Below are 15,985 nucleotides of genomic sequence, written 5' to 3'. Positions count from 1 at the left end.
GGCCGTCGGGGCCCGTCACACGATATGCAGGGTCACGCTCGCGACCGAGCGCGCATTCGAATCTCGTTCAGTGATCCGCTGATCCTGCTCTCACCTCGCGGAGGACCGCCGTGCGCCTGCCCCGTTCCCTGTCCGGCTGGACGATCGCGGTCTTCGGCGTGCTCGCCGCCGCTCTGGGCGTGGTGGGGCTGGTCGTACCGGACGCGCTGCTCACGGTGATGGGCTTCGAGCCGGTGCCCGACGGCGGGCGCGCGGACGGCGACCACACGCTCGTCTTCCTCACCGCCTCCTCGATGGCGGCGCTCAACATGGGCGTCTACTACGTCCTGGCCGCGCTGGCCGACTGGAAGCCCTTCTTCCGGTGGACAGTGCCCTTCCGGCTCCTCACCTGCGCCGTCTTCACCCTCGCCGTCGTCACCGGCCGCGCCCCGGCCGGCTTCCTGGGCGTGGGCCTCTGGGAGGGCCTGGGCGCGGTGGTGACGGGGGCCGCGCTGCGGTACGAGAAGCGGGGAGCCGTGCCGGACGCCGCGAGCCCGGCCTGATCGACACGACACCCCTAGGGCATGTGACCGATCCGCCGGAGGCCCCTCAGACGCCAGCCTGAGCCCATGCGCTGGTATCTGACAGGTGTCGTCGTGTCCGGATTCGGTACGACGGCGATGTGGCTGGTCTCCGGGATATGGGTCAAGTCGCTGACGGGCTCCGACAGTCTCGCGGCCCTGACCGCCTTCGCCCTCTGGGCGCCCGTCCTCCTCGGGCCGCTGCTCGGCACGCTCGCGGACCGGGTGCGGCGGCGGCCGCTCCTGGTCGGCCTCGACCTGGCGATGGCCGCGCTCCTCCCGGTCCTGCTGTGGGTGGACTCGGCGGACCGGGTGTGGCTGCTCTTCGCCGTCCTCGTCGTGTACGGGGCGCAGGGCGCCGTCCACGAGGCGGCGGAACAGGCCCTGGTCGCCACCGCCTTGGACGAGAAGCGGCTCGGCACGTTCAACGGGCTGCGGATGACCGCGAACGAGTCGATGAAGCTGATCGCCCCGCTCATGGCGGCCGGCCTCTTCGCCGCGTACGGCGGCGGGACCGTCGCCCTGCTCGACGCGGCGAGCTTCGCCCTCGCGGCGGGGCTCTTCGCGCTGATGCCCGTACGGGAGGAGCGCCCGGCGCGGCCGGGGTCCGGGCACTGGTGGCGGGAGACCACCGAGGGCGCCCGCCTGCTCCGCGCCTCGCCGGTGCTGCGGCCACTGGTCGCGACGGGCGCGTTCACGATGCTGCTCGCCGGGGTGAACGGGGCCGCGATCTACGCGGTCGTCGACCGGGGGCTCGGGCACGCGCCCGCGTACGCCGGTGTGCTCTACGCGGTGCAGGGCGGGGGCTCGGTCCTCGCGGGCCTGGTCACCGGCCCGCTGCTGCGCCGGATGCCGGAGCGGACGCTCGCCGCGGCCGGTCTCGCGCTGTTCGCGGTGGCGGTGGGCGTACGGGCGCTGCCGTACGAGGCGACGGCTCTGGCGGCGAGCGCGGCGATCGGACTGGGGATGCCGTGGGTCCTCGTGGCGGTCGCGACGGCCGTGCAGCGGGAGGCGCCGGCGACAGCGGTGGGCCGAATGGCGGCGACGGCGCACACCCTGGTCATGGCACCGAACGCGCTGGCCCTCGCCCTCGGCGCGGGCCTGGTCGCCCTGGTCGACGTCCGCGTCCTGCCCCCGCTGCTCGCGCTCGCGGGGACGGGATGGGCGGCGGCGGTCGCGGTACGGGGGCGGCGCGGGCGCGACCGGGCGACGGGCACGCCGGACGCGTCCGTACCGGTCCGCTGAGGGCCCGGCTCCGCCCGCGCCCCGGGGGCGCTCGCGGTGCGGGGCGACCGGCGGGCGGCGAGCATGGAAGGAGGCGCGGCGGGAGGAGGGCAGCGTGACGGCCGGTTCCTTCCCGGGGACGACGGGGCAGGTCGGTGTGCCCCTGGACGGCAAGGGCCTTCTCGACGTGCTGGGGGTCGCGGCCGTCGTCATCGACGCCCACGGCCGGATCGTGCTCTGGAGCCCGCAGGCCGAGGACCTCTTCGGCTTCAGCGCCGAGGAGGCCCTGGGCCGGTACATGGCCCGGCTGGTCGTCGACGCGGACCACCGCGAGGAGGCGATGCGCCTCTTCGGCGAGGTGCTGCGCGAGGGCATGACCTGGGCCGGCACCTTCCCCGTACGGCACAAGGACGGAAGCGTACGGCCCGTGGAGTTCCGCAACATGCGGCTCACCGACGACCTCGGGGGGCTCTACGCGCTCGGGATCGCCGCCGACCGCGGCGCCGTCGAACGGGTCGAGACCGAGCTGGCGCTCTCCGACCGGCTGGTCTCCCAGTCCCCCATCGGCCTCGCCGTACTCGACACCGACCTGCGCTACGTCCTGGTGAACCCGGCCCTGGAGCGGATCAACGGCGTACCGGCCGCGCTGCACATCGGGCGGCGGATCGGCGACATGCTGCCGCGGATCGACGCGGAGGCCCTGGAGACCGCGCTGCGCACCGTACTGGCCACGGGGACGCCGCTGCTCGACCATCCCACCGTCGGGCGGACCCCGGCCGACCCTGACCGCGACCACTCCTGGTCGGTGTCCTTCTACCGTCTCGAAGGGGCCGAGGACCGGGTCCTGGGGGTGGCGGCCTCGGTGATCGACGTGACCGAGCGGCATCTGGCGGACGCGGACGCCGACCGGTCCCGGCGGCGGCTCGCGCTCATCGCGGACGCCTCGGCCCGGGTCGGCACCACCCTGGAGGTGGAGAAGACCGCCGACGAGCTGGCCTCGGTGGTGGTACCGGAGCTCGCCGACATCGCCGCCGTCGACGTCCTCGACTCCGTCCTCGCACTGCGCAGACCGGGCGCGCCCGACGAGGGGCCCGAGCTGTTCCGGGCGCTCGCGGTGAAGGCCGGGGCCAGGACGGAGGCGCTGCCCGCGGCGGACCCGCCCGGGGCGATCACCATGTACGGGGCGGACCGGCTCGTCACCCGGTGTGTGCACACCGGGCTGCCGGTCCTGGTGGAACACGTCGGCCCCGGTGACCTGGCCCGGATCGCGCGGAGTCCCGAGGCGGCGGAGCTGCTCGCCCGTGCGGGGGTGCACTCGTATCTGGCGGTGCCGCTGATCGCGCGCGGCGAGGTGCTCGGCGCGCTCGACCTCAAACGGGACCGCAACGAGCTGCCCTTCGACGGCGACGACGTGCTGCTCGCGACGGAGCTCGCGGCCCGCGCGGCGGTGAGCATCGACAACGCGCGCTGGTACCAGAGCGTGCGGAACTCGGCGGTGACCCTCCAGCGCAGTCTGCTGCCGGGCTCGCCGCCGGATCGGGCGGGTCTGGAGGTCGCGGCCCGCTACCAGCCCGCGCAGGCGTCGAGCGAGGTCGGGGGCGACTGGTACGACGTGATCCCGCTGCCCGACGACAAGACGGCGCTGGTGGTCGGGGACGTGATGGGCAGCGGGATCGACGCGGCGGCGACGATGGGGCGGCTGCGGACGGCCACCTGCGCGTTCGCCGACCTCGATCTCCCGCCCGCCCAGGTCCTGCGGCACCTGGACCGGATCACGGCGGGCCTGGAGCACTACATCGCGACCTGTCTCTTCGCCGTGCACGACCCCGCCCTCGGCCGGTGCCGGATCTCGAACGCGGGGCATCTGCCGCCGGTACGGGTCCCGGCGGACGGCCCGGCCGAGCTGGTGACCGTACCGCCGGGGGTGCCGCTCGGGGTGGGCGGCGGCACGTTCCGTACGACGCGGGTGGCCTTCCGGCCCGGGGACCGGCTCGTGCTCTACACGGACGGTCTGATCGAGACCCGCCACGAGGCGATCGACGAGCGGCTCGCGCTGCTCGTGGGCCTCCTCGACGACATGCGCGGGCCTCTGGAGGAGACCTGCGACCAACTCCTTCGGGCGCTGCGCCGCCCGGGTGCGCCGGACGACGTGGCGCTGCTCATCGCCCGGAGCACGGGATGACGGCCCGGGGCGGGGCACGCGCGACGGGCCCCGGGGCGCGGGGGAAGCGCTCCGGGGCGCGGGAGAAGCGCTCCGGTGAGCGCGACGGGACGGGTCTGCGGAGCGTGGCCGGGCAGGTGTTCGCCCTGGAGGCGCTGATCGCGCTCCTGGTGATCGCGGCGGCCGTGTTCGTGACGTTCTACCAGGCGCGCAGCGACACCGAGCGGGACGCCAGGGTCCGCTCTCTCGCGGTCGCGGAGGCCTTCGCGAAGGCGCCCGGCGTCGACGCGGCGCTCGTCGCGCCCGACCCGACGGCCGAGCTCCAGAAACGGGCGGAAGAGACGCGGCGGGCGACGGGGGTGGACTTCATCGCGGTCCTGAGCCCGGACGGCGTGCGGTACACCGACTCGGAGCCGGAGCTGATCGGCCTCAAGGCGACCGGCGACCTCAACCGGGCGGTGGTGGACGGCGAGTCCTACACGGAGCTGTTCCGTGGAGAGCCCAACGACGCCGTACGGGCCGTGGTCCCGGTCGTGAACGACCAGGGCAAGATCGTCGGCATGGTCACCAGCGGCGTCGAGGTGGAGAACATCACGGACGCGGTGCGGGACCGGCTGCCGATGCTCATCGGCGCGGCCGGCGGCGCGCTCGTGCTCGCCGTGGGCGGGGCCGCCCTGGTGAGCCGGCGGCTGCGGCGGCAGACGCACGGACTCGGTCCGGCCGAGATGACCCGGATGAAGGAGCACCACGAGGCGGTCCTGCACGCGGTGCGCGAAGGGGTCCTGATCGTGGGCCCGGACCGCCGGCTGCTGCTCGCCAACGACGAGGCGCGCCGGCTGCTCGGCCTCACGGTGGACATGGAGCGGCGGCACGTCTCGGAGCTCGGACTCGATGCCCGGACGGTCGAACTCCTGGAGTCGGGCCGGTCGGCGACGGACGAGGTGCACCGGGCGGGCGACCGTCTCCTCGCGGTGAGCGTACGGCCCACGCTCCCGGCGGGGCGGGAGTCCGGATGCGTGATGACGATGCGGGACACCACCGAGCTGGCCGCCCTGACCGGCCGGGCCGCGGTGGCCCGCGGCCGGCTGCAGCTGCTCTACGAGGCGGGGGTACGGATCGGGACGACCCTGGAGGTCGTACGGACGGCGGAGGAGCTGGCGGAGGTCGCGGTGCCCCGGTTCGCGGACTTCGCGACGGTGGAGCTGCTCGAACCGGTGCTGCGCGGCGAGGAGCCGCCGTCGTCCGCGCCGGCGACCACGGAGATGCGGCGGACGGCGCTGAGCGGGCTACGGCCCGACCAGCCGCTCCAGCCGGTCGGGGACACCATTCGGTTCGACGTGCCCAGTACCCCGATGGCGACGGCCCTGAGCGCGGGGCACGCGATGGCGCAGGCGGAGCTGGCCTCGGCGGAGGGCTGGCGGGAGCAGGACCCGGAGGGGGCGGCGCAGGCCCTCGCCTACGGGATGCACTCGCTGCTCACGGTGCCGCTGCTGGCCCGTGGGGTGGTCCTGGGGATGGCGAACTTCTGGCGCGCGGACACGCCGGAGCCGTTCGGGGAGGAGGACCTGTCGTTCGCGGAGGAGCTGGCGGCGCGGGCGGCGGTCGCCATCGACAACGCGCGCCGGTTCACCCGGGAGCACGCGATGGCGGTGACGCTCCAGCGGAGCCTGCTGCCCCGGGTGCTGCCGGAGCAGAGCGCGGTGGACGTGGCGTACCGCTATCTCCCGGCGAAGGCGGGCGTGGGCGGCGACTGGTTCGACGTGATCCCGCTGCCGGGCGCGCGGGTGGCGCTCGTCGTCGGGGACGTCGTCGGGCACGGGCTGCACGCGGCGGCCACCATGGGGCGGCTGCGGACGGCGGTGCACAACTTCTCGACGCTCGACGTGCCGCCGGACGAGCTGCTCGGGCACCTCGACGAGCTGACGGGCCGGATCGACGACCGGGAGTCGGAGGGGCAGGACGGCGAGGGGCGGCGGCGGGAGGAGGGCATCACCGGCGCGACCTGCCTGTACGCGATCTACGACCCGGCGTCGGGGAGGTGCACGGTGGCGAGCGCGGGGCATCCGGGGCCGGCGCTCGTGTGGCCCGACGGGCGGGTGGAGTTCCCCGAGCTGTCGCCGGGTCTGCCGCTGGGTCTCGGCCTGGGTGACGCGCCGTTCGAGGCGACGGAGCTGCTGCTGCCGGAGGGCAGCAAGCTGGTGCTGTTCACGGACGGGCTCCTGGAGGACCGGGGCCGGGACCTCGACACGGGTCTGGGCATGCTGAAGTCCACGCTCGCCCGCCCCGACCGGAGCCCGGAGCAGACCTGCGCGGACGCCCTCGCGACGCTCCTGTCGCCCACGCCGCGCGATGACATCGCGCTCCTTGTGGCCCGCACCCGGCTGCTCGACCGCGAGCGGATCGCCGAGTGGGAGGTGGCGCGTGACCCGTCGGCGGTCTCGCCGGTGCGCAACGCGGCGGCGGAGAAGCTGTCGGAGTGGGGGCTCAACGGGCTCGCGTTCACGGCGGAGCTGGTCCTCAGCGAACTGATCACGAACGCGGTGCGGTACGGGGCCGACCCGGTCCGGGTACGGCTGCTCCACGACCGGACGCTGATCTGCGAGGTGTCGGACGGCAGCAGCACCTCGCCGCACCTGCGGCACGCGGCGGCGACGGACGAGGGCGGGCGCGGTCTGTACCTGGTGGCGCAGTACGCGGAGCGCTGGGGCACCCGCTACGGCCGACGCGGCAAGACGATCTGGGCCGAACTGCGGGTGGGCGCGGACGACGCGGAACCGACCGTGACGGCGGTGCCGGACCTGGACGCGCTGGAGGACCTGGCCTGGTGACGGGGCGAGGGGCGGCGGGGGCGGGGGCCGGCCGGGGATCGGCCGGGGACGAGGATTCGGCCGGGCGGGGCCAGGAGCTTGCAGAACCCCCGTGGTATACCAGATCGCGGCATCGCCTTCCGTACCGTCGACCGCTCCGAGGAGACTCCCGTGACCCCGCCGGCACCCCGCACCGCGACCCTGTTCCACGACGTTCGGCCCTTCGGCGGGCCTGCCGGCGACCTGATCGCCGTGGACGGCGTACTGGTGCCGGAGGTCCCGGAGGGCGCCGTCGTCGAGCGGGTCGACGGCGGCGGGCGGCTCGCGCTGCCGACCCTGGTCGACGCGCACATCCACCCCGACAAGACGTCCTGGGGCGAGCCCTGGCGCAGCAGGCGCCCGGCGGACGGCATCGCCGAGTACGTCGCCGGGGACGTGGAGCTCGCCCGCGCGCTGCCGACACCGGTGGGCGAGCGGGCGCTGCGGCTGATGTCGCACGCGGCGGCCCAGGGCACGCGCGCGATGCGCGCCCACGCGGACGTCGCCCCGGCGTACGGCCTCTCCGGGATCGAGGGGGTGGCGGAGGCGGCGGCGCGGCTGGCCGGGATCGTGGACGTGGAGCTGGTCGCCTTCCCGCAGCACGGCGTGGTCCGTACGCCGGGGGTGGCCGAGCTGCTCGCGGAGGCGGCGGCGAGCGGTCTGGTGACGCACATCGGCGGCATCGACCCGGCGGGCTTCGACGCGGCAGGCAACGCGGGCGACGGCACGGGCGACGGCGCGGGCGACCAGCTGGGCACGGTCTTCGCGCTCGCGGAGAAGCACGGCCTGGGGCTCGACATCCACCTGCACGACCGGGGCGAGCGGGGCCTGGCCCCGCTGCGGGACATCGCGGCCCGCACGCGCGCGCTGGGCCTCCAGGGCCGGGTGAGCGTGGCGCACGCGTTCGCGGTGGCCGGTCTGTCGGCCGATGCCCTGGACGAGACGGCGGACCTGCTCGCGGAGGCGGACATCACCGTCACGACGGTCGCCCTGTCGGCGACGACGATCCTGCCGTTCCGGCGGCTCGCCGAGCGCGGGGTACGGGTCGGGCTCGGCTCGGACGGGGTCAGGGACAACTGGAGCCCGTTCGGCAACGCGGACATGCTGCACCGCGCCTGGCTCGCGGCCTGGGCCCTGGACCTGCGGCTCGACGAAGAACTGGAGGCCTGCTTCCGGCTGGCGGCCGACGGCGGCGCGGCCCTCCTGGGCCTCCCGAAGGCGGACCTCCGCCCCGGCTCTCCGGCCGACTTCATGCTCGTCGACGGCGAATGCCTCCCCCAGGCGGTGGTGGACCTCCCGCGCCGCGACGTGGTGGTCCGAGCCGGCCGGGTGGTGGCGAGGGACGGCCGGCTGGTCTGACAGTCGGCCGTTCCGCCGCCCCCTGCGAAGATCGAGGGAACACGACATCCACCCGACTGGAGCCGCCCCCATGACCGTCCACCGCCCCGCCGCCGCCCCCGGCACCGCCATCGGGGACGGTCACCGGTCCCTGCGGGAGCAGGTCTATGTGGAGCTGCGCGAGCGGATCATCGAGGCGGAGTACCCCGCGGGCCGGCGGCTCGTGGAGCGGGAGATCGCCGACGAGCTGCGGGTCTCCCGGGTGCCCGTGCGCGAGGCGATGCAGCGCCTGGAGTCGGAAGGCTTCCTCTCGGTGCAGCCGCGCCGGGGGTCGGTGGTGGCGGACTTCGGCCCGGAGGACGCCGAGCACCTCTTCGACGTACGGGAGAACCTGGAGGGCCTGGCCGCGCGGCTCGCCGCCCGGCACGCGAGTCCCGCTCAACTGCGGGACCTGGAGCGGATGTTGGCGAGGGCCAGGAAGGCGGCGGAGTCCGGTCGGCTCCGCGAGGCCGTCTCCCTCAACGCCGACTTCCACCGGCGGATCGTCGAACTCTCCGGCAACCCGCTCCTGGTGGACCTGATGGCCCCGCTCGACTCCCGGCTGCGCCGGCTCTTCCGGCTCACCTCGGCGCAGTCGGACGGCGAGCCGATGTGCGGGGCCCACGAGCGGCTCTACGAGGCCGTCCGCGACCGCGACGAGGACGGCGCGGAGGCACTGGCCCGCGCCCATGTCGCGGACACCCGCGCCTCCGCCGCCCGTCTGCTGGCCACGCCCCCGGGAATCTAGCCCCGCCCCGGGGGTCTGGCCCCCGGGATCTGGCCCCGCGGGATCCGGCCCCGCGGGATCCGGCCCCGCGGGGATCTAGCCCAGCTTCCGCAGGGCCGTCCGGACGGCGGCCAGGTCCTCGTCCGAGGCCAGCCCGGCGTGGTAGAGCCGCAGTTCGGTGGCGCCCGCGTCGCGGGCCCGCTCGGCCTCCTCGGCCAGCCGGTCGGGCGCGCCGCCCATGCCGGTGACGACGGACAGGTTCGCCGCGAGGACGGTGTCCACGCGCGCGTGGGCCGCGAATTCGGCGACCCGGTGCGGCCGGGCGACCACCCCGTCCGCGAGGCCCAGGACGTGCGCCGGGTCGGTGCCGGCGTCGGCGCCGCAGCGGTACGGGTCGGGGTCGGCGTGCAGCAGGACCCGGAAGCCGGGCGGGGCCTCGGCGCGTACGGCGGCCACGGCGGCCTCCTGGAAGGTACGGGCGGTCCCGGCGCGCCAGGCCAGGGCCGGGGCCTCCAGGGCGCCGAGCCCGCCCGGCGGACCCGATCCGGCCCATACGGGTTCCAGTGCGCCCCGCACGGCGGCGGCCAGCTCGTCGGGATCGGCGCCCTCGCCCCCGTACCCCTCCCGGCAGGAGGGGCAGAAGCAGAGCGACATCAGGTACTGCTCGCGCTCGCCGAGGGCGACGCCGCCGGTCTTGTCGTGGGCGTGGAGATGGGCGAGGCCGTACCAGCCGCAGGACTCCAGCTCCGTGCCGACGGCGCCGGGCCGTACGGCGGCCTCGGCGGCCAGGTCCACGAGGAGGGCGCGGACCTCGGGGCGGGCGACGCAGGGCGCCCAGGGGTAGCGGTCGCCGTAGGCGTTGACGACGGAGGTCTCCGGGTGTTCGGCGCCGAGGCGGGAGTTGTGCGCGAGCACGACCCAGCTGTGCACCTCCAGGCCGGTGGGGGCGAGGGCCTCGGCGGCCCGCCCGAAGGCGTCGCCGGGGGCCCACTCCCCCGCCGGGTACGGGCGGAGCGGGCGGCCGGCCCAGCGGTCCGGGTCCGGCGGGTAGAGCACGGCGGCGTGCTCGGCGGTGACGATCCGGTGGGCGGGGTGCCGGGGGGTCAGGGCCCGGGTGGAGTGGTAGGCGGCGGCGAGGGTGACCTGCGCGAGGCCGAGCTCGGCGAGCAGCGCGGGCGCGGCGGGGTCGCCGTCGACGTCCCAGGGGTAGACGAAGGCACCGGCCCGCACGCCACCGCCCCCGCCGACACCCGAGGCCCCGTCGGTCCTGGAGGCCTCGGCAGCCCCGCCGCCCCCGACAGCCCCTGCGCCCGCCGTCTCCCCGCTCACGCGCCGAGCTCCTTCAGGGCGGCCCGTCCCTGCTCGACGAGGAGCATGAGGGCGTCGACGTGCTCGGGTGCGGGCTCGCTCAGCGGAGGCCGTACGAGTCCCACGTCCAGGCCTCCTCGCCGTACCGCCGCCTTGACGAGCGAGACGGCGTATCCCCGGCCCTGGGCGCGGAGTTCGACGAGCGGTCGGTAGAAGTCGTCGACGAGCCGGTTCACGGTGGTGTCGTCGCCGCCGGTGAGCGCGCGGTGGAAGGCGAGGGCGATGTCGGGTGCGAAGCAGAAGACGGCGGAGGAGTAGAGGGTGACGCCGATGCCCCGGTAGGCGGGGCCGGTGAGTTCGGCGGTCGGCAGGCCGTTGAAGTAGAGCAGGTCGAGGCCCTCGGCGCGGACGGCGCTGACGATCCGCTGCATGAGGTCGAGGTCGCCGAGGCCGTCCTTGAGGCCGATGATCCCGTCCGTGCGGGCGAGGGCGACGGCGGTGGCCGGGGTGAGGATCGCGTTGTCGCGCTGGTAGACGATGACGTCGAGCGAGGTGGCGGCGGCGAGTTCGGTGTAGTGGCGGAGCAGTCCGGCCTGGTCGGCGACGACGAGGTACGGCGGCATGGCGAGGAGTCCGTCGGCGCCGGCCTCCTCGGCGAGCCGGGCGTACCGGACGGCGAGGGCGGTGCCGTAGCCCGCGCCCGCGACGACGGGGACGCGGCCGGCGGTCTCCTCGACGGCGGCGGCGACGCAGTCCCGGAACTCCTCGGGGGTGAGGGCGTGGAATTCGCCGGTGCCGCAGCAGGCGAACACGGCGGCGGCACCCGCGTCGACGCCCGCGCGCACATGGGCGCGGAAGGTGTCGAGGTCGACGGAGCCGTCCGGCGCGAAGGCGGTGACGGGAAAGAACAGCAGGCCGTCGAGCCGGCCGGCGAGCGGGGCAGTGGTCACGGTCGCTCCCAGGGAAGTCCGTCGTGCAGGGCCATCTCGTGCACAGTTATGACTGTCATCCATATTCTTGAACGATGACGTCTCGCACGCTAGAACAGCGCGGAAGGGCCGGTCAAGGAGAGAACGCGCCCTGTCGCACACTCTTGACGCTCCGTCGGGCCGCTCCCTAGCGTGTCCACGGTTGTGAATGCCACTCAGGTGGCAACTCAGATGACTGCTCAGGTGACTACTCAGACGCCTGCCACGGGCACGCGGATGAACGCCATCACGTGCCGCTCGACGGAGGAGATCCGCTCCATGGCCGCACCCCGCACCGTCCTGCTCACCGGCGCCGCCGGAGGCGTCGGCACGCTGATGCGGGAGCTCCTGCCCCCGTACGGCTACGAGCTCCGCCTCCTGGACGTCGCCCCCGTGCCGGGAGCGCCGGACGCGATCGTCGCCGACCTCGCGGACCGCGCGGCGCTGCGCGAGGCCGTCCGGGGCGTCGACGCGATCGTGCACCTGGCGGGCATCTCCCTGGAGTCGACCTTCGACAAGATCATGGCCGCCAACATCGCCGGCACGTACAACCTCTACGAGGCCGCCCGCGAGGAGGGCGTCCCGCGCGTGGTGTTCGCCTCCAGCAACCACGCCGTCGGCTTCACCCGGCAGCCGCGCGAGGGCGACCCGCTCGTGCCGGTCGACACCCCGCACCGCCCGGACACCTTCTACGGCCTGTCCAAGTGCTTCGGCGAGGACCTGGCACAGCTCTACTGGGACCTGCACGGCGTCGAGACCGTCTCGGTCCGCATCGGCTCCTGCTTCCCCGAGCCCACCTCGGTCCGGATGCTGTCGATGTGGCTCAGCCCGGCCGACTGCGCCCGCCTGCTGCACGCCACGCTCACCGCCGAGGACGTGGCCCACACGGTCGTGTACGGCTCGTCCGCCAACACGCGCGCGTGGTGGGACCTCTCCTCGGCCCGGGCGCTCGGCTTCGCCCCGCAGGACGACTCGGAGGTCTACGCGGAGAAGCTCATCGCCGACAAGGGCTTCCCGCCGGAGGACAGCGCCGACGCCCTCTACCTGGGCGGCCACTTCTGCGTGGCCCCGCCCCGGTGGCCGCACTGAACGACGACAGGAGCACCCCCATGGACCACCGTCCGCTCGCCCTCGTGACCGGCGTCGGCCGCACGGTCGGCATCGGCGCGGGCATCGCCGACCGTCTCGCCGCGTCCGGCTGGGACGTCGCGTTCACGTACTGGACCGCGTACGACCGGCGCATGGAGTGGGGCGAGGAGCGGGGCGCGGCCGCGGCCGTCGCCGGGCGGCTCGCCGAGCGGGGTGCCGCCTGCACGGCCGTCGAGGCCGACCTCGCCGACCCCGAGGCGCCCGCACGCGTCTTCGACACGGTCGAGCAGCGGCTCGGGCGCCCGGTCAGGGCCCTCGTCATGTGCCACTGCGAGTCGGTCGACTCGGGGCTCCTCGACACCACCGTCGAGAGCTTCGACCGCCATTTCGCGGTCAACGCGCGCGCGTCCTGGCTGCTGATCCGGGAGTACGGCCGGCGGTTCACCGGCCCTCCGGGGACCGGCCGCGTCATCGCCCTGACGAGCGACCACACCGTGGGGAACCTCCCGTACGGGGCGAGCAAGGGCGCTCTCGACCGCATCACCCTGGCCGCCGCGCGCGAGCTCGCACACCTCGGGGTCACCGCCAACGTCGTCAATCCGGGCCCGGTGGACACCGGCTGGATGACGGAGCCGCTCCGGGAGGAGATGGCGCGACAGACGCCGCTGGGCCGCCTCGGCACCCCTCGGGACACCGCGCACCTGGTCGACTTCCTCTGCTCGCCCGAGGGGCAGTGGATCAACGGGCAGCTGCTGATGAGCAACGGAGGGCTCGCGTGAGACTCCCGGCATGAGGGCCCGGGGCAGCGGGAGCAGTGGGAGGAGTACGCAGGAGTACGCAGGACCCGGCCGGACTGATACGGGGGAGCCGGCCGGGGCCCGGGTCACGGCGCACGCTGGCGGCCGGACCTGCTCACCGTAGGCCCGGACGAAGATCATCGCGAGCCGCGGAACGCGACCTCTGTCCGGAATGCGCGGTGGATTGAGGCATGGAAGTCCGCCGGTCAGCGAATTGCGCGCCCCCTTGCGCGCCCCGGCGCACGCCTGGGCCCCGGCAAGGGCGGACACCCTCGGCGCGGGTGCGGCCGAACCCTCAGCGGCGGCCGCGCAAGGTCTCCGACGGCGACTCGCCGAACTTCTCCCGGTAGCGCGCCGCGAAGCGGCCCTGATGGGCGAAGCCCCAGCGCCAGGCCACCTCGCTCACGCCCACCTCGTCCGGCGCGGCCGCCCGCAGCTCCTCGCGGACCCGGTCGAGCCGGACCTCGCGTACGTACGCCATCGGCGACATCCCCACGTACTCACGGAACGACTCCTGGAGGCGGCGCACGCTCACCCGGGCGAGGGCGGCCAGCTCGGTGGTCGTGAACGGATGCTCGGGGCGCTCCCGCACCGCGTCCATCACCCGCTTGACCGGCGCCGGCCGCCGCGGCTCCCCCGGGTGCGCGAGCGCCTCGCGCCAGGGGTGCTCGGCGGCCAGCAGCAGCCCGTTCAGCAGGGCCTCCTGCAAGGGGCGCGCCACCAGCTCGTGCCGGGCGAGGCCCTCGCCGGCGAGCGCCTCCGCGGCGACCTGCCGGGCGAAGCGCACCCAGCTCAGACCGGGACCCCGGGTGATGTCCAGGCCCGGCGCGAAGACGAGCGGGCCCCGCGGCGGGCGGCCGATCAGCTGCTCCAGGCGGTCACGCAGCTCGGCCGCCCCCACCTTCACCGACAGGGTCCGGCAGTCCCCGCTCCAGCGGTCGAGGAAGGTGTCGCCCGCCGGGTCGAGCAGCACGGCCTCGGTGTCCGTCGCGACGATCGAGGCCCCGCCCTGGCGCATCTCCATCCGCCCGCTGAGCGGCGCGTTCAGGTGGTACGCGCCCAGCTCCCCGAAGCTCATCCGCACATCGGCCCCGCAGCTCAGGTCGCCGATGACCAGCGGGCCGAGCGCGACCGTGTCGAAGCGCGCCGCGAAGGGCCGCCGCTCGCGGTCGACGAGGTCCATCCGGTTCGCGTAGTAACGGGCGTCGAGCTCCACGCGCGCCTCGTCCACGTCCTGTGTCCGAAAACAGTTGCCATCGACCGTGCCCACAGCGCCCGCCACCCCCGCCGGTCCCACCGGCCCCTCCGCCCCCACTGCACCCATGGGTCGAAAGAATATTCATATGACGGATCTGACCGGGAACGGCAGGATGCCCGGCATGCCACGACCCCATGGATTCACGTACGAACAGCGCCGGGACGGTTCGGTGGTCCTCACCCACCTGGGCCGCGCCGCGGGCGTGCTGCGCGGCGCCCGCGCGGAGAAGTTCCTCGCCGAGGTCGGGTCGGGCGACGCCCAGCTCGTCATGGCCCGGTGGACGGGCTCGTACCGCTTCGGCAACGAGCGGCAGGCCAGGAACCACCCGCGCAATCAAGGTGGCCGGTAATCAAGGTGGCCGAACCGGCCGAGGGTAAGGGAACGGCAAAGGTACCCGGTTCGTTAGCTCAGGCATGACCGCTATGACCCCCGGCTCGAACATCCCTCTCACCGCCGCGCGCGTGGCGGTGGACGTCGCCGCCCCGGTGCGGCTCGACGTCTCGGGCCTGCTGCTCGGCGCCAACGGCAAGGTGCGCTCGGACGACGACTTCATCTTCTACAACCAGCCCTCCGGCGCCGGTGTCACCTACCGCTCCGGCGGCGGTGCCGCCCCCGACGCGATCCTGGTGGACACCGGCGCCGTCCCGGCCGGCATCGAGAGGATCGTCGTCACCGCGAGCCCCGACGCCGCGGGCCAGACCTTCCAGGGCATCGAGCCCACCGCCACCCTTCGCAACGCGGACGACGGCACCGTCCTCGCCACCTTCACCCCGCCGCAGCTGGCCACCGAGACGGCCCTCGTGGTCGTCGAGATCTATCTGCGCAACGGCGCGTGGAAGGCCCGCGCCGTCGGCCAGGGCTATGCGAACGGCCTGGCCGGCATCGCCACCGACTTCGGCGTCTCGGTGGACGACGAGCCCGCCGCCCCGGCCGCGGCCGCGCCGGTCGCGCCCGCCCCCGTCGCCCCGCCCGCCCCCGTCGCGCCGCCGGTGGCGCCCCCGGTCCCGCCGGCGCCGCCCGTCGCCCCGGTGGACCCCCGGATCGCGGCCGGCACGCCCGCTCCCCCGGCCCCCGCCCCCTCCGGCAAGATCAACCTCGACAAGGGCCGGGTCAGCCTCCAGAAGAACCAGACGGTGTCCCTGGTCAAGGGCGGCCGTCCGCTGCTCTCGCAGGTCAAGATGGGCCTCGGCTGGGAGCCCGCGTACCGGGGCAAGGACATCGACCTGGACGCCTCCGTCATCGCGTACGGCCCGCAGCGCAACCACCTGGACAGCTGCTACTTCGGCAAACTGTCCATCCTCAACGGCTCGGTGAAGCACTCCGGCGACAACCTCACGGGTGAGGGCGCGGGCGACGACGAGGTGATCGTCGTCGACCTCGGCCGGCTGCCCGCCGACGCGACCGGTCTGGTCTTCACGGTGAACTCGTTCTCCGGCCAGAAGTTCACCGAGGTCGCCAAGGCCTACTGCCGGCTGATCGACGCGGCGACGGGCGAGGAGCTGGTCCGCTTCGACCTGACCACCGCCGAGCCGCAGACCGGCGTGATGATGGCCAAGCTGATCAAGCAGTTCACCGGCGAGTGGGAGATGACGGCGATGGGCGAGTTCGTGAAGTCGCGGACCGTCCGCGGCATGGTGAAGCCGGCCGCCCAGGCACTCTGAGCAGCCGGG

The 15,985-nt window shown here is 74.6% G+C and carries 13 protein-coding genes; 10 read left to right on the top strand and 3 right to left on the bottom strand.

The window, feature by feature from the left end:
- The first annotated feature begins 110 nt into the window (after positions 1–110).
- The 6 genes from N5875_RS29650 to N5875_RS29625 all read left to right on the top strand — a co-directional run bounded on the left by N5875_RS29650 (position 111) and on the right by N5875_RS29625 (position 8,916).
- A complete protein-coding gene (locus N5875_RS29650) occupies positions 111–542 on the top strand; it encodes a hypothetical protein (protein ID WP_338497240.1) in 432 nt (143 codons plus the stop codon).
- A 66-nt stretch (positions 543–608) separates the two neighbouring features.
- Positions 609–1,805 carry an MFS transporter gene (locus N5875_RS29645; protein WP_338497238.1) on the top strand — a complete coding sequence of 399 codons (1,197 nt, stop codon included), beginning with the start codon at positions 609–611 and terminating at the stop codon, positions 1,803–1,805.
- A 94-nt stretch (positions 1,806–1,899) separates the two neighbouring features.
- Entirely contained in the window at positions 1,900–3,966 is a 2,067-nt protein-coding gene (locus N5875_RS29640) for a SpoIIE family protein phosphatase (RefSeq protein WP_338497235.1), read from the top strand.
- Complete coding sequence (locus N5875_RS29635; RefSeq protein WP_318207139.1) at positions 3,963–6,773, top strand: SpoIIE family protein phosphatase; 2,811 nt, start codon at positions 3,963–3,965, stop codon at positions 6,771–6,773. Before N5875_RS29640 ends, N5875_RS29635 begins: the two co-directional genes overlap by 4 nt.
- A 150-nt stretch (positions 6,774–6,923) precedes the next feature.
- A complete protein-coding gene (locus N5875_RS29630; protein ID WP_338497233.1) occupies positions 6,924–8,150 on the top strand; it encodes an amidohydrolase in 1,227 nt (408 codons plus the stop codon).
- Positions 8,151–8,220: 70 nt separating this feature from the next.
- Positions 8,221–8,916, top strand: a complete 696-nt coding sequence (locus N5875_RS29625) for a GntR family transcriptional regulator (protein ID WP_318207141.1) — start codon at positions 8,221–8,223, stop codon at positions 8,914–8,916.
- Positions 8,917–8,991: 75 nt separating this feature from the next.
- Here the strand turns inward: N5875_RS29625 and N5875_RS29620 are convergent, their stop codons facing one another.
- Positions 8,992–10,125 (bottom strand): hypothetical protein, encoded by a 1,134-nt coding sequence (locus tag N5875_RS29620; protein ID WP_318207387.1) that lies wholly within the window; start codon positions 10,123–10,125, stop codon positions 8,992–8,994.
- A gap of 95 nt (positions 10,126–10,220) precedes the next feature.
- Complete coding sequence (locus N5875_RS29615; RefSeq protein WP_318207142.1) at positions 10,221–11,153, bottom strand: 5-dehydro-4-deoxyglucarate dehydratase; 933 nt, start codon at positions 11,151–11,153, stop codon at positions 10,221–10,223.
- 297 nt (positions 11,154–11,450) lie between these two features.
- Between N5875_RS29615 and N5875_RS29610 the strand changes: the two genes are divergently transcribed.
- Positions 11,451–12,260: an NAD(P)-dependent oxidoreductase gene (locus N5875_RS29610; protein WP_318207388.1), complete on the top strand. Its 810-nt coding sequence runs from the start codon at positions 11,451–11,453 to the stop codon at positions 12,258–12,260.
- Between the two features lie 20 nt (positions 12,261–12,280).
- Positions 12,281–13,039: an SDR family oxidoreductase gene (locus N5875_RS29605; protein WP_318207143.1), complete on the top strand. Its 759-nt coding sequence runs from the start codon at positions 12,281–12,283 to the stop codon at positions 13,037–13,039.
- Between the two features lie 313 nt (positions 13,040–13,352).
- On the opposite strand, the gene N5875_RS29600 is transcribed toward N5875_RS29605, so the two are convergent.
- On the bottom strand, positions 13,353–14,288 hold the full coding sequence (locus N5875_RS29600) for an AraC family transcriptional regulator (protein WP_318207144.1): 936 nt from the start codon (positions 14,286–14,288) through the stop codon (positions 13,353–13,355).
- A 148-nt stretch (positions 14,289–14,436) separates the two neighbouring features.
- Between N5875_RS29600 and N5875_RS29595 the strand changes: the two genes are divergently transcribed.
- Both N5875_RS29595 and N5875_RS29590 read left to right on the top strand, forming a co-directional pair.
- A complete protein-coding gene (locus N5875_RS29595; protein WP_318207145.1) occupies positions 14,437–14,664 on the top strand; it encodes a hypothetical protein in 228 nt (75 codons plus the stop codon).
- A gap of 64 nt (positions 14,665–14,728) precedes the next feature.
- Entirely contained in the window at positions 14,729–15,976 is a 1,248-nt protein-coding gene (locus N5875_RS29590) for a TerD family protein (protein WP_318207146.1), read from the top strand.
- Positions 15,977–15,985: the final 9 nt, after the last annotated feature.

The organism is Streptomyces sp. SJL17-4 (genome assembly GCF_036826855.1).
In the GTDB taxonomy this organism is placed as follows: Bacteria; Actinomycetota; Actinomycetes; order Streptomycetales; family Streptomycetaceae; genus Streptomyces.
The sequence above is the reverse complement of the archived record's forward strand: the minus strand, read 5'-3'. Positions and strand labels throughout refer to the sequence as shown.

Coding starts and splice junctions, on each gene's coding strand:
- N5875_RS29605 (WP_318207143.1), top strand. CDS start 12,281: ATGGACCACCGTCCGCTCGCCCTCGTGACCGGCGTCGGCCGCACGGTC.
- N5875_RS29625 (WP_318207141.1), top strand. CDS start 8,221: ATGACCGTCCACCGCCCCGCCGCCGCCCCCGGCACCGCCATCGGGGAC.
- N5875_RS29590 (WP_318207146.1), top strand. CDS start 14,729: ATGACCGCTATGACCCCCGGCTCGAACATCCCTCTCACCGCCGCGCGC.
- N5875_RS29635 (WP_318207139.1), top strand. CDS start 3,963: ATGACGGCCCGGGGCGGGGCACGCGCGACGGGCCCCGGGGCGCGGGGG.
- N5875_RS29595 (WP_318207145.1), top strand. CDS start 14,437: ATGCCACGACCCCATGGATTCACGTACGAACAGCGCCGGGACGGTTCG.
- N5875_RS29610 (WP_318207388.1), top strand. CDS start 11,451: ATGGCCGCACCCCGCACCGTCCTGCTCACCGGCGCCGCCGGAGGCGTC.
- N5875_RS29645 (WP_338497238.1), top strand. CDS start 609: ATGCGCTGGTATCTGACAGGTGTCGTCGTGTCCGGATTCGGTACGACG.